This is a genomic window from Streptomyces sp. NPDC057877 (assembly GCF_042796855.1).
Taxonomy (GTDB): domain Bacteria; phylum Actinomycetota; class Actinomycetes; order Streptomycetales; family Streptomycetaceae; genus Streptomyces.
In genome coordinates, this window is record NZ_JBHVMS010000001.1 from 138,543 (window position 1) to 151,638 (window position 13,096).

Annotated in this window: 9 protein-coding genes and 1 pseudogene; 3 read left to right on the forward strand and 7 right to left on the reverse strand. The window is 74.7% G+C overall.

What is annotated here, in order from left to right; translation table 11 throughout:
• Positions 1 to 14 precede the first annotated feature (14 nt).
• Complete coding sequence (locus tag ACFVQG_RS00650; RefSeq protein WP_383375199.1) at positions 15 to 1,721, forward strand: glycosyltransferase; 1,707 nt, start codon at positions 15 to 17, stop codon at positions 1,719 to 1,721.
• Here the strand turns inward: ACFVQG_RS00650 and ACFVQG_RS00655 are convergent.
• Together ACFVQG_RS00655 and ACFVQG_RS00660 are read right to left on the reverse strand one after the other, a co-directional pair.
• Positions 1,682 to 2,344 carry a dienelactone hydrolase family protein gene (locus ACFVQG_RS00655; protein WP_383375201.1) on the reverse strand — a complete coding sequence of 221 codons (663 nt, stop codon included), beginning with the start codon at positions 2,342 to 2,344 and terminating at the stop codon, positions 1,682 to 1,684. The two genes, ACFVQG_RS00650 and ACFVQG_RS00655, sit on opposite strands and share 40 nt — an antisense overlap.
• Before the next feature lie 29 nt (positions 2,345 to 2,373).
• The gene (locus ACFVQG_RS00660) at positions 2,374 to 3,990 is read right to left on the reverse strand and encodes a right-handed parallel beta-helix repeat-containing protein (RefSeq protein ID WP_383375203.1); all 1,617 of its coding nucleotides are present in this window, start codon (positions 3,988 to 3,990) and stop codon (positions 2,374 to 2,376) included.
• 265 nt (positions 3,991 to 4,255) lie between these two features.
• Here ACFVQG_RS00660 and ACFVQG_RS00665 point away from each other — a divergent pair, with 265 nt between their 5' ends.
• Positions 4,256 to 5,455, forward strand: a complete 1,200-nt coding sequence (locus ACFVQG_RS00665) for a globin domain-containing protein (RefSeq protein WP_383375205.1) — start codon at positions 4,256 to 4,258, stop codon at positions 5,453 to 5,455.
• Between the two features lie 127 nt (positions 5,456 to 5,582).
• Here ACFVQG_RS00665 and ACFVQG_RS00670 read toward each other — a convergent pair whose 3' ends face one another.
• The 4 genes from ACFVQG_RS00670 to ACFVQG_RS00685 all read right to left on the reverse strand — a co-directional run bounded on the left by ACFVQG_RS00670 (position 5,583) and on the right by ACFVQG_RS00685 (position 10,695).
• Positions 5,583 to 5,978, reverse strand: a complete 396-nt coding sequence (locus ACFVQG_RS00670) for a putative zinc-binding protein (RefSeq protein WP_383375207.1) — start codon at positions 5,976 to 5,978, stop codon at positions 5,583 to 5,585.
• Positions 5,979 to 6,146: 168 nt separating this feature from the next.
• Complete coding sequence (locus tag ACFVQG_RS00675) at positions 6,147 to 8,813, reverse strand: multicopper oxidase domain-containing protein (RefSeq protein WP_383375209.1); 2,667 nt, start codon at positions 8,811 to 8,813, stop codon at positions 6,147 to 6,149.
• Positions 8,810 to 9,997, reverse strand: coding sequence for a hypothetical protein (locus tag ACFVQG_RS00680; protein WP_383375211.1), 1,188 nt, complete (start codon positions 9,995 to 9,997; stop codon positions 8,810 to 8,812). The genes ACFVQG_RS00675 and ACFVQG_RS00680 overlap by 4 nt, the downstream gene beginning before the upstream one ends.
• Positions 9,994 to 10,695, reverse strand: coding sequence for a helix-turn-helix transcriptional regulator (locus tag ACFVQG_RS00685; RefSeq protein WP_383375213.1), 702 nt, complete (start codon positions 10,693 to 10,695; stop codon positions 9,994 to 9,996). The genes ACFVQG_RS00680 and ACFVQG_RS00685 overlap by 4 nt, the downstream gene beginning before the upstream one ends.
• Before the next feature lie 71 nt (positions 10,696 to 10,766).
• Here ACFVQG_RS00685 and ACFVQG_RS00690 point away from each other — a divergent pair, with 71 nt between their 5' ends.
• The gene (locus ACFVQG_RS00690; protein WP_383375215.1) at positions 10,767 to 11,558 is read left to right on the forward strand and encodes a DUF2249 domain-containing protein; all 792 of its coding nucleotides are present in this window, start codon (positions 10,767 to 10,769) and stop codon (positions 11,556 to 11,558) included.
• A 377-nt stretch (positions 11,559 to 11,935) separates the two neighbouring features.
• On the opposite strand, the pseudogene cobT reads toward ACFVQG_RS00690, so the two are convergent.
• Positions 11,936 to 13,000: pseudogene (gene cobT / locus ACFVQG_RS00695) on the reverse strand (nicotinate-nucleotide--dimethylbenzimidazole phosphoribosyltransferase); the annotation flags it as partial.
• Positions 13,001 to 13,096: the final 96 nt, after the last annotated feature.

Sequence of the window (13,096 nt, forward strand, 5' to 3'; positions counted from 1 at the left end):
CGGGGGGGGCAGTGATGATCCAGGTGAGTGTGGTGGTGCCCGTCTACAACGCGGGCCCCTATCTGGACCGCTGTGCCCCCTCCCTGCTGCGGCAGACGCTGGGACAGCGGTCGTACGAGGTCATCTACGTCGACGACGGCTCGACCGACGACTCCGGGCGGCGTCTCGACGAGCTGGCCGCGCGCCATCCGCACGTCCGCGTCGTCCACCAGGAGAACTCCGGCTGGCCGGGCAAGCCCCGCAACGTCGGGGTGCGGGCGGCGCGCGGCGAGTACGTGCAGTTCGTGGACCAGGACGACGAACTCACCCCGGACGCCCTCGAACGCCTCCTCGCGCTCGCCTCACGGCGCGGCTCCGACATCGTCCTGGGCAAGGTGACCGGCACCATGCAGGGCCCGCACCCGCTGTTCAAGCGCACCGTCGAGCACTGCACGGCCGAGACGGCGGCGCTGTTCGAGAGCCTCACCCCGCACAAGATGTTCCGCCGGGCCTTCCTGCTGGAGCACGGCATCGAGTTCCCGGAGGGGCCGGTACGGCTGGAGGACCAGCTGTTCATGGCCCGGGCGTACGTCCGCGCCCGCAGCGTCGCCATCCTCGGCGACCGCCCCTGCTATGTGTGGAACCGCCGCGAGGACGGCGGCAACACCAGCTCCCGCCCCACCCCGCCGGAGGTGTACTACGGCCATCTGCGCGCCGTCGTCGACGCCATCAGGGAGGGTACGGAACCCGGGCCGCTGCAGGACCGGCTGCTGCGCCGCTCCTACCGCGTCGAACTGCTCCGCCCGGTGAGCGAACCGCGCGTCCTGCAGCGCACCGGCCGCTCGCTGGAGCGGTACCACGGCGTCGTACGCGCGATGGCCCTGGAGTGCTATCCGCCCGGGGTCCGCGACGGCCTCCCGGCGGTCTCCCGGCTGCGGGCGAGCCTGCTGGAGGCGGGCCGTCTGGACTCCCTCGTCGAACTCGCGCGCCGGGTGCGGGAGATCCGGCCCCAGGTCACGGTGGACGACGTCGGCTGGCACGACGGCGGGCTCCTCGTCGCCACCACGGTCGGCCTGCGGCGCCCCGACGGCGAGCCCCTGGTCCTGGTGGAACGCGAGGGGCGGTTGCTGCTGGACCCCGAGCTGCTGGCCGGAATCCCCGGCGCCGAGGGCTGGGCGGTCCCGGACCCGCTCGGGCACGCCGACGGCGAGCTGATCGTCCACGACCTGCGCCGCAAGCTGTGGTGGTTCCCGGACGCCGAACTGGCCCCGCGCGTCGAGCCGCTCGGCGGCGGCCGGTACCGCGTGGTCGTCTCGGGCAAGACGCTGGTCGACCCGGCGGCCCTGGCCGGGGGCGGTCCCCTGGAGCCGGGCCCGCACCAGCTATGGGTCCGCGCCCAACTGCTCGGCGTGGGCCGCCGCACCCCGCTCGCCGACGTCAGCCACCGCCCGCGGCTGCCCGCCGCCACGGTGGCCGAGCCGCCCCGTCTGATCGTCCCGGGCTGGTCAGGGCCGCACAGCGCCCTGCGCCTGGCGGTCGCCCGCCCCCATGCCACCGGCCCGCTGCACCGACTGCTGCTACGCGTCACCGCCGCCCCACGCCTGCGCCGCACCGCCCTCGCCCTGATCCGCCGCCTCCCCTCCGGGGCACGCCACCACGTACGCCGCCTCGCCCGCCGCGCCGACCCGTGGACGGTGTCCGCTCACCGCTCCGGCGACCGCAGCCGCTCGTCGCACCAGTGACGGACGGTGTCCGCGACCTGCTCCAGAGCCCCGGGCTCCTCGAACAGATGCGTGGCACCCGGTACGACGCTGATGCCGTGCGGGCCGGGAAGGCGCCCGGCGGCCTCCTCGTTGAGCCGCAGCACCTCGCGGTCCTGACCGCCGACGATCAGCAGCACCGGCGCCCGTACGGCGTCCAGCGCGTCGCCCGCCAGATCGGGACGGCCACCCCGGGACACCACGGCCAGCACCGCGTCCGGCCGCCGCGCGGCGCACACCAGGGCCGCCGCGGCGCCGGTGCTGGCGCCGAACACCACGACGGGCAGCTTCCGGGTCTCCGGCTGGGTGCCGAGCCAGTCGACGGCCGCGACCAGGCGGCGGCCCAGCAGCCCGATGTCGAAGCGGTGCTGCCCGGTCACCACGTCCTGGCGCTCCTCCGGCTCGCTGAGCAGGTCCATCAGCAGTGTCCCGAACCCGCCGGAGCGCAGGTGGGCGGCGACCATCCGGTTGCGCGGGCTGTGCCGTGAGCTGCCGCTGCCGTGCGCGAACAGCACCACCGCCCGCGGGGTGTCCGGCAGCACCAGGTCGCCGGGCAGGGTCACGTCGTCGGTGGGTACGGGGATCCGTACCATCTCGGAGATCATCGCCAGCCTCCTGCCTGGGTCCCGGCGCGTCAGGGGTCGTTGTCGCTCCAGCGGACGCCGTCGGGCGGGGTGTCGAAACGGGTCGCCGCCTCGGCGTTGCCGTCGAAGTCGTTGGCGGAGACCCGGCCGCCGCGCCACCTGCCGTCCGGGGTGATCCACATGCCGTAGGTCTGGGTGCGGTCCCGCTGGTCGTCCCAGATCCGGTTGCCGTGCACCTGCGCCTGGGTCACCTCGGCGGCCGTGGTGAGCCCGGCGCACGGGCCGGACGGGTCCGGCAGCCGGTAGGCGGTGCCCGGCGCGGGCACGTCGGCGGGCCAGGCGGTGCCCGCGCCGGGGCGCCAGGGTGCGAGGGCGAGTCGGGTCTCGGTGTTGAAGGTGACCATGGCCGTGCGGCCGTCGCCCAGGGTGAGGCGCTTTCCGCGGTGTCCGTCGGGGCGCCAGTGGGCGGTGTCGTCGGTCAGGGTCAGGCTGCCGTAGCGCACTCCGTCGCCGCCGCCCGCGGTCGCCGGGGCGCAGCCGCGGCCGTTGTTGCGGATGCGGTTGTCCAGGATCGCCGCGTGCCGCAGCCCGGCGTCGACGCGGATGCCGTCGAGGGCGTTGTCCCGGATGTCGTTGGAGTCGAGGACGATGTCGGTGGCGGGTTCCTGGTCGCCGCCCTTGAGGTGGTGCTCCCAGTAGCCGTACCGGCCGTTGTTGCTGACGCGGTTGCCCCGCAGCGCGTAAGGGCCGGGCGTGTTGCCGAGTCCCACGCCGTCGCGGACGTTGCCGTCGATGACGCACCCGGTGACGATGCCGCCGCGCCCGCCGACGCCCGCGGTGCCCTGGGAGGACACGTCGAACCCGGCCTCGTGGTTGGACAGCATGGTCGAGGAGGTGACCAGCAGCCCGTCGGCGCCCCAGTCGGAGATGCCGAAGCGGTTGTCCTCGGCGTGGCAGGCGGTGACGCGGATGCCGCGCGGGGGCGGCCACTCCTCCTGCTGGAGTTCGACGAAGATGCCGTTGGTGCCGTTGCCGATCGCCGTGCACGAGGTGATCGTCAGCCGCTCGACCGTGCCCCAGCCGCCGATGCCGATCCCGATCCCGGCGCCGCCCATCTCCTCGCCGGAGTCCTGCCGTCCGCAGCGGGCGGCGAGCACGCCCTCGACGACGGTGTCCTGGAGGAAGTCGCAGCCGAACCCGGTCGCGGCGGTGTCGTGGATGTGCAGGTCGGTGAAGCGGCCCCGCAGCACGTACTGGAGCCCGAGACCCTTCGCCAGCGGGTCGTACTCCTCGGTCCACACGCCCGAGCCGTCGATCTCGAAGTGGGCGAAGGTGATGTCCTCGAGGTGGTTGTCGCGGCTCGCCCCGTGGTGCTGGCTGGTGAACCAGGCCAGCGGCACCGGCTGCGTGGGGTTGTCCGGGTTGCCGAGGACGAAGCAGGTGACGCCGCGTCCCGCGCCGATCAGTGAGACGCCGCTGCGCCAGACCGTGGCCTCGTCCTCGATGACGTACCGGCCGGGTGGGACGTGGATGACCCGCGGTCGTCCGTCGGCGGCGCGGGCCTCGCCCGCCGCGTCGACCAGTTTGGCGAGCGCGGGCTGGTCGTTGGTGGTGCCGTCCCCGGTCAGCCCGTACTCACGGGCGTCGGCCGTCAACGGGAAGGACATCGGGCCGCTCCTCTCCGCACACCGTCGTGGGCACCGGGTGCCCCGCGGGGTGACCGGTGAACCACGCGCGGGTCCCTGTGCAGGGCCCTTCGGGGCACAGTCGCGGGGATCGCACCCGGGACCAGGGTCCCGACCGATGGGGCCGTTGGTCCCGACCTCGCCGTCAAGGCCGAAAACGGGGTGTTCCCGCTTGCTATACAGAGGTGGCCGCCGCTGTCCCTGGCGGCGCTTCCCTCCCTCCCACCTGCACCACACAGGAGGCTTCATGCTGTCCGCAGAGTCCGCCGACGTCGTCCGGGCCACCCTGCCCGCCGTGGGCGGAGCCCTCGACGAGATCACCGCGCGCTTCTACGGCGCGATGTTCCGCGACCGCCCGGAGCTGCTGGACGGCATGTTCAACCGTGGCAACCAGGCCAGCGGCGCCCAGCGCCGGGCCCTGGCCGGTTCGATCGCGGGCTTCGCGACCGCGCTGCTCAACGACCCGGACACGCGCCCGGACGCGCTGCTCGCGCGGATCGCCCACAAGCACATCGCGGTCGGCGTCACCGACGACCAGTACACGATCGTGCACAAGTACCTGTTCGGCGCGATCGCCGAGGTGCTGGGCGACGCGGTCACCCCGGAGGTGGCCGCGGCCTGGGACGAGGTGTACTGGCTGATGGCCGGTGCGCTGATCGCGCAGGAGGCCCGGCTCTACCAGGAGGCCGGGATCGACGCGGGCGACATATGGCAGCGCTGGACCGTGGTCGAGCGCCGCGAGGAGACCGCCGACGTGGCCTCCTTCGTGCTGCGCCCCGCGGACGGGCGGCCCGCCCCGGCCGCGCGCGCCGGACAGTACGTCAGCGTCCGGGTGCGGATGGCCGACGGCGTGCACCAGCTGCGCCAGTACAGCCTGTCCTCCGACCCCGGCGGTGAGCTGCGCCGGATCACCGTCAAGCGGGTCGCGGGCACCGACGGCGCCCCGGACGGCGAGGTGTCCGACCTGCTGCACCGCACGGTGCGCCCCGGGGACGTGCTGGACCTGTCCACGCCGTGCGGCGACATCGTCCTCGACGACGCCGACACCCCGCTGGTCCTCGCCTCCGCGGGCATCGGCTGCACGCCCATGGTCGGGATGCTCGCTCAGCTCGCCGCCACCGGCTCCACCCGCCCGGTGCTGGTCCTGCACGCGGACTCCTCCCCCGCCGAGCACGCGCTGCGCGCCGAGACCCGGGAACTCATCGAGCGCCTGCCCGACGCCACCGCCGAGTTCTGGTACGAGCGCCCCGACGCCGAGCCCGGCGCCCACACCGGCCTGATGGACCTGGCCGGGGTGTCCGTGCCCACCGACGCCACCGTCTACCTGTGCGGCCCGCTGCCCTTCATGCGCGGCGTCCGCTCCGCCCTGCTGGACCGCGGCGTCCCCGCCCGGTCGATCCAGTACGAGGTGTTCGGGCCGGACCTGTGGCTGCCTGACGCGTCCTGACGCGCCCGGACCAACCGGCGAGGGGCCCTCGGGGATCGAGGGCCCCTCGCGGCGTACGCGGCCACGGTCAGCGCGACGGCAGACGCTCGTCGATCCGGGGCGTGTGCCGTGGGGTGCTGTGCGCGGCTCAGGCGGTCCGGTGGTCGACGGCCGGGGCGGTCGCCTCGGTGATCCGGGCGATCAGCCCGTCCAGCACCTTCTCCGCCTCCTCGGGGTCGAAGTCCTCGCCCAGCCGCTTGCGCACGCCGTCGTCGCTGAGCAGGTGGTGGACCGTGGGGGTCACGCCGTGCCGGGCGAGGCAGTTGCGGGCGCACTGGAGCACGCAGCCGTCGATGGCGACGACGGGACGGTCACCGCGCGCCTTGCGGACCAGGCTCGGCACATCCCCACCGACCCCCGCTATGCACGACATCTCGGCGATGCCGCGCCGGTCGAGCTGGACGGCGATCCAGTTGGTCATCTGGGCCGCACTCGAACACCCCGAGCAGGAGTACACGAGCGGCAGGTCGCGGCGGCGTCTCACGTAAGGCCTCGCTACAGCGGTCGGGAGCGGCCCGCGCCGTCGTCCACGGGCGGGCCGAACAGTGCGTGGTACGACGGTGATGCTAGGCCGGTACGGCCACCGAGGCCTGGGCCCGACGGGTGCCCGAGCAGGGCCTTTCGGCCCTGTTCGCGGGTGGCCCCGTACCCCTCACCGCACCCGGACGACACCGTGCGCACCGCGTTCGGCGTCGGTCATGGCGTGGGTGACGAAGGGGTAGTCACCCGCCTCCGGGAAGGTGAGTTCGACGAATCCGCCCGAAGCGGGGGCCAGGTCGAGGACCTGTGCGCCACCGCGCGCTGAGCCACCGGACCGCAGGTCGTAGGCGCCCTCGCGGAAGACGGTGTCGAACTGGCCGCCGACGACATGGAAGGCGCTGGGCAGGTTCGGCCCGGCCGCCAGCACCCAGATCCGTACCCGGTCGCCGGGCCATGCCGTCAGCGGGTCGTGGTCGTACTGGCTGGCGTAGCCGTTGAAGGCGACGATGTCGGGCTCCTTGGCCCGCACCTTGTCGGCGTCGGCCGTGCCGTTCCGCGGGCCCAGGTAGAACTCCGACTGGACGAGCACGTACTCGCGGTCGACCCGGGGCAGGTCGGGCGGGTCGATGATCACCGCGCCGAACATGCCGTTGGCGATGTGCAGGGACATCGGCATGGTCGAGCAGTGGTACATCCACACGCCGCTGCGGGTGGCCGTGAACCGGTACGTCAGCGACTGGCCGGGCTGGATGGTGCGCATCGGCCCGTCCGGCGCCAGTGCCCCGGCGTGGAAGTCGATCGAGTGGCCGATCGTTCCGTCGTTGACGAGGGTGATCTCGAAGGTGTCGCCGACGCGACCGCGCAGCACGGGTCCGGGGGCCGTCCCGTCGAACGTCCACAGCGTCTGCCGTACGCCGGGGGCGACCTCCCGCTCGGCCTCCTTGACCGTGAGGGTCCTGCGGTGCACCCGGGAGCCGTCGGCGGCGGGTGGCAGCGCGGCGTCGCGTGCGGTGAAGTCCTCGGCGGGGGTGGCCATCGGGTCGTAGGCCGCGGCGGCGGACTCGCCGGTGTGGTCGTGGGCGCTCCCGCCGGGCCGCGCGTCCGTGTCGGCGTCCGTGCCGCCGTCGCCCGTGACGCGGACCTGGAAGGTCATGCCCATCTGCCGGTGTCCCGCTACCGAGCACCAGCCCGACAGGTCCCGGCCAACGACACCGGCGTCCAGCGTCGCGCGGTCGCCCGGTGCGAGCCGGTCGGTGCGGGCGCCGGTCTCCAGTACGAGGTCATGGGTGTCGGTGCCGGTGTTGCGGACGTCGATCACCAGCCGGTCCCCCGCGGGCACGTCGACGGTGGACGGGGAGAAGCGCATGCCGCGTACCGACACCCGCACCGTGGTGGTGTGGCCGGTCGGTCGCACCTCGCCCTCGCCGTCCGCCCGGGTGGCGGCCGACCGTTCCGTCATGGGCAGCGACCGGACGTCCACCGCACCGCCGCCCGCCACGGCCAGCACCACGACCGCGAGGCCGAGGGCGGCGCCGCCGAGCACGCGGTGGCGGTGGACCGGGGGCTCGGCGGGTGCCGTCCCGTGGCGGTGGCGCATACCCCGGACCACCACGCGTACGAGCAGGAAGAGGAAGGTCACCAGGACCGACAGCAGCAACAGGGAGCACGCCACGCGCACCATGGACGGCACCGGGAGCACGCACAGCAGCAGCGCGGCGTTGGTGATGGCCAGCCGTGCGGGCCAGCCGCGTTCCAGTCCCGCGGTGGCGGCGCGTACGGCGCTCGGGCCGCCGCCCAGGACCACGGGGACGAGGAAGCTGAGCGCGCCCAGCAGCACCTGGGCTATCCATCCGGCGGCGAGCGGCGCGGTCAGCGCCGCCGTGCGCTCGGTCACCGTCGTCCAGGAGGCCGTGGACAGGAGGATGCCCGTCAGGGCGGTCAGGGACGCGCCGAGCCAGAGGCAGCCCGCGGCCACCGACCAGGCGGCGAAGGACCGGGGCGCCTTCCCGCGGGCCTCGCGCCACCAGGGCCGTGCGGCGATCCCCAGGCCGACGGCGTAGGCGGCCACGCCGGGGGCGGCCAGCCGCGGCGGGGCGAGCAGGGCGGCGGCCACGGTGGCGGTGAGCCCGCCGAGCAGGACGGGGAGGGCGGTGCGCGCGGCCCGTTCCGCGCCGTCCGCCACCCGGGTGCGCAGCATCGTCGGCCACAGGGTGATCAGCGTTCCGGCGACGGTGAGACCGACCCAGCCGAGCAGGTTGATCACCTCATGGGCGATCAGCAGCCGGTCGGAGAGGTCACCGGCGAGGTTCCCGCGGGCCATGACGACGCCGAGCGCGGCGCCCACGGGGAGCAGGGCGGACGCGGCCACGTAGTAGCGGACGGTCATGGCGAACCGGCTGGGCAGGGCGCGGCGCAGCAGCCGTACGAGCCATCCTGCGTGGTCGATGACCGCGGCCCCGACCAGGCAGCCGCCGAGCAGGACGACGGCCCACCGGCCGGTGACCAGGCCGCCGATCACGGCGATCGCGCCCGCGTTGAGGGCGGCCAGGCGCAGTACCGCGGGGACACCCCGGTTGGCCTCCGGCAACCGGAGCACGGACGCGGCGAAGTGCCCCGACCAGATGACGACGGCGTTGGTGACCGCTCCGAGCAGGAGCGTGTGGACGAGCAGCCAGTAGGCGTGCGGCACGAAGTGGTGGGCCGCCGCGATCGCCGCGAACAACGCGAGCCAGGCGGCCACGATCGCGTTCGCGCCGAGGTGCCAGAGGGTGCGGGCGGAGCGGCGGCGGGGCGTCGGGGCGGGGGCGCTCGCGGGAGGCGGGGACAGGTGGGTGGTCACCGGGGGTTCCTGAGGTGGTCGGGGGTTCCTGGGCTGTCGGGGGTTCCTGGGCTGTCGGGGGTTCCTGGGCTGTCGGGGGCGGGTGCGCGCCGGGCGGCGCGACGGCGGGCGGTCACCGAGGAGGCCGCCGCCGACAGGACGAACAGCAGGACGGCGGCGATGTTGAGCGCTCCCCCGAGCCGCCACGCCCAGGTGACGTCCCGTAGGTCACCGACCAGCACCCGCAGGGCGAGGGAGAGGTGCAGCAGCCAGGCGGCGACCGCCATGGCGGGGTGGTACGGCAGCGGGCGGCGCAGCACGGCCGGGAGGATCACCGGCGCGTGCGCCATGATCATCGACATCACGAAGCCCAGGAAGACGGCGTGGACCACGGCGTCGTAGCGGGTGCCGTCGGCGACCGGGCCGAACAGCAGCCACAGGAGCCCGGCGAGCCCCAGCCACCCGTATCCGACGATCAGGCAGGCGGCGGTGAAGCGGGGCAGACCGGTGGAGCGCAGCAGACGGCGGGCGACGTCGTGGACGACCAGCCAGGCGACCAGGGCAAGCAGCGCGGCACCGAGGAGGAGGCTGCCCGTCGAGGGCCACAGCAAGGTGGTGACGACGCCAGCCATGACGGCGCCCACGACTCCCAGGAAGGTCTGTTCGGCCGTGGGCGCGAGGGCGCCCACCCGGGCGAGTTCCAGCCGCTCTCCCGCGATGGTCAGCACCAGGAACGCGGCGAGCCAGGGAAGCAGCCGGGGAACGTCCAGGCCGCCCAGCCACAACAGCGCCGCCCCGAGCGCCGACACGGCCCCCGCGCCCTGGGCGACGAGGGCGGCGCTGGGCTGCCGCTGCCAGAAGCGCGTGTACAGGGCGACGAGGACGGCGCATCCGGCGACCAGCGCCAGCCGTGCGGCGGTCAGGTCCACGGGGGTGAGCAGGGCCAGGCCCCCGGCGCCGAGGCACGCGGGGGCCAGATACGGCCAACGGCCGCCGAGGGCGACCGCGCGTTCCAGTGCGACCAGCGTCCCGACGAAGCCCAGGACCAGCAGCACGCCGTGGACCGTGGGGAGCCGGTCGCTGGTGACCGGGGCGGGGAGTTCGAGCAGCACGAGGGCGGCGTCGAGACCGGCGAGCAGACAGAGTCCGGCGGCCAGCAGCAGGGGTGCCCGTCGTGCGCCCACGCGCCGGGCGGTGGTGGTCACCGGTCCCCCTCGGTCCGGTCGTCGTGCCGCGTGTCGATGTGCAGCAGGCAGGCGTCCGGCTCGGCGAACGGCAGCAGCTCGACCTCCTGCTCCGCTTCGCCGAGGGCGGCGAGACCGGCCCGGGCCAGCCCTTCGTGGACGCCGCAGATGACGCCGGGGTACTCGCGCGCCGTCTCCACGAACGGGCAGCGCCGGAGTCTCACCCGGTGCGCCCCGGCGTCGGCCTCCGGCGCGAACCCGATGTCCGCGAGCAGCCCCACGAGCCGCGTACGGGCCTCCTCCGCGTCCCCCGTGCGCTCCACCCCGGCTGCCAGGACCCGCCCCCACCGCGCACCGGCGGCCAGCGCGTCCCCGCGCGGATCGGCGCTGGAACCGGCGATCTGGGCGGCCAGTACCGCCGCGAGGCCCGCGTACTCCCGTGCGGGCGACTCCTGCGGCAGCCGGGCCCGGTAACGCCAGGCGGGTCGGCCGCGCCCCGAGGCGGCGGACCGCTCGCGGACGGCGAGACCGTCGTCCACCAAGGCGTCCAGGTGCTCGCGGACGGTGTTGACGTGCAGCGCGCACACCTTGGCCAGCGCACCGGCCGTCACGGGAGCGGCCTGACCCCGCAGGTGTTGCAGGACGCCGCGGCGCTGTCGGGACAGCGGCACCCGTGTCGATCCGCTGCCGGGAAGAGGCCCGTTATTTTCCACGGTCATGTCCGTACTATATTCCAGGTATCGGCCCCGACCGACCGGAACGGGCCGTCGACCGCCGGAAGGACATCGTCATGAGCACGCTCACCCTCGCCTCGGATCCCCAGGACGCCGCAGCCGCCGAAGCCGTCGAGGCGCATCACACCCAGCTGGCGGGTGAACTGGCCGGGCGGGTCGCCATGCTGGTCGCCGCGGTCGAGCGCGACCCGGCCTCGGCCGACGAACTCCGGGCGGGGCTGGTCGGGTTCTGCGACCGGGACCTCGTTCCGCACGCCGCCGCCGAGGAGGACACCCTCTACCCCGCCGCCCGCGCCCTCCCCGAGGCGCGCCTCCTCGTCGAGGGCATGCTCGCCGAGCACCGCAGGCTCGTCGCCCTCGTGGACGCGCTGCGCGCCGACGGCTCCGCGGTGCGCGCGGCGGCCGACGGGCGGGCGCTCCAAGTGCTGTTCGAGGAGCACCTGGAGAAGGAGAACACCCTGATCCTCCCGCTGCTCGCGGGCGCCCCTGACATCTCCCTCGCCGGTCTCCTGGCGGGCATGCACGACATCCTGGGGCACGACCACGACGCCGCCCCGGACGAGGCGGCCGGGTCCGGCGGCGGGTGCGGCGGGAGCTGCGGCTGCGGTGGCTCGGACGACACGGACGTACCCGAACTCGACGTGCGGGGCGTCCCCCACTCGCTGCGCCACGCCACGGTGTTCGGCGCGGTCGCCGCGGTGCCGTCCGGCCAGGCCATGGTGCTCGTGGCGCCGCACGATCCGCTGCCCCTGCTGGCCCAGATCGAGGACCGGCACCCGGGCGCGTTCGCGGTGGAGTACCTGGAGCGCGGCCCCGAGGCGTGGCGGCTGCTGCTGAGCCACCGCTGAGTTCGCCGACTCGTCCGCCATGCCCCTGACGCAGCGGCGTGCCCCGTCCGCCAGCCGGTAACGGGACGCCGACGCCGGGACATGGCGGACGGACGACCATCCGGCACAACGTGTGGGACAACCGGATGGTGACCGGGCCGGGGCACGCCGCGCCCGCCGTGGCTCGTGGACCCACGAAGGCGAGTCCGAGTGGCAGGACGCGACGGTCCGTGGCGCCCCCGACCGGTCGTGGAACAGCATCGCCGCGCGCCCGCGTCGGTCGCCTGGGCCGAACGGCCCACCGGGCAGTGCCTCCCGGCCCTCACTCAGCGGGCTGAACGGGGCCGAAGGGCCTTGCGGGACAACGGCCTTGCGAGAAGGGCGCCCGGGGGTGCCGGTCAGTCCTGCTTGTTCGAGACCCCGGCGGAGTCGAAGGTGGCCATGTCGCGCAGCGCGCGCACCGCCGCCTGTACGAGCGGCAGGGCCAGCAGCGCGCCGGTGCCCTCACCGAGCCGCAGCCCCAGGTCGACCATGGGGTGCAGTCCAAGATGCCGCAGGGCGATGGTGTGCCCCGGCTCGACCGAGCGGTGTCCGGCCACGCAGGCTGCCACGGCGTCCGGCGCCAGCGCGGCGGCGACCAGCGCCGACGACGACGCGATCACCCCGTCCAGGATCACCGGCACCCGGCGGGCGGCGGCGCCCAGGACGAACCCGGCGATCGCGGCGTGCTCCAGGCCGCCGACCGCCGCCACCGCCGCGACCGGGTCGTGCGGGTCCGGCCGGTGCCGTTCCAGGGCCGTGCGGACGACGCCCGCCTTGTGGCGCCGGGTCTCGTCGTCGATGCCCGCTCCGTGCCCGGTGACGTGGTCCGGGTCCGCGCCGGTGAACGCGGCGATCAGCGCCGCCGACGCGGTGGTGTTGGCGATGCCCATGTCCCCGGTGAGCAGACAGCGGCAGCCGCCGTCGACGAGTTCCATGGCGACGTCGATGCCGACCTCGATGGCCTGGACGGCCTCCTGACGGGTCATCGCCGGTACGCGGGTCATGTCCGCGGTGCCCGCCCGGACCCGGCGCCGCAGCAGGCCGTGCGCGGTGTGGTCCGAGTCGGGTACGGGGTTGGCGACCCCCACGTCCACCACGACCACGCTGGCCCCGGCCTGGGCGGCCAGGGCGTTCACGGCGGCGCCGGAGGCCAGGAAGTTGGCGACCATCTGCGTGGTCACCTCCTGCGGCCAGACGCTGACGCCCTGGGCGTGGACACCGTGGTCGGCGGCGAAGACGGCGACGGCGGCCGGTTCCGGCATCGGCGGCGGGCAGGTGCCCGCCAGTCCCGTGAGCCGGACCGACACCTCTTCCAGCAGGCCCAGCGAGCCGGGCGGCTTGGTGAGCTGGTTCTGGCGGTCACGGGCCGCGTCGAGCGCGGCGGCGTCGGCGGGTGCGACGGCGGCCAGGGTGCGCTCCAGCCGCACACCGACGGCGGGGGTGGGATCGGAGCCGTGCGAGGGCACCATGAAGGGAGTCCTTCCGCTGTCGGCGGTTCTCCACGCCGCCGTGAACGA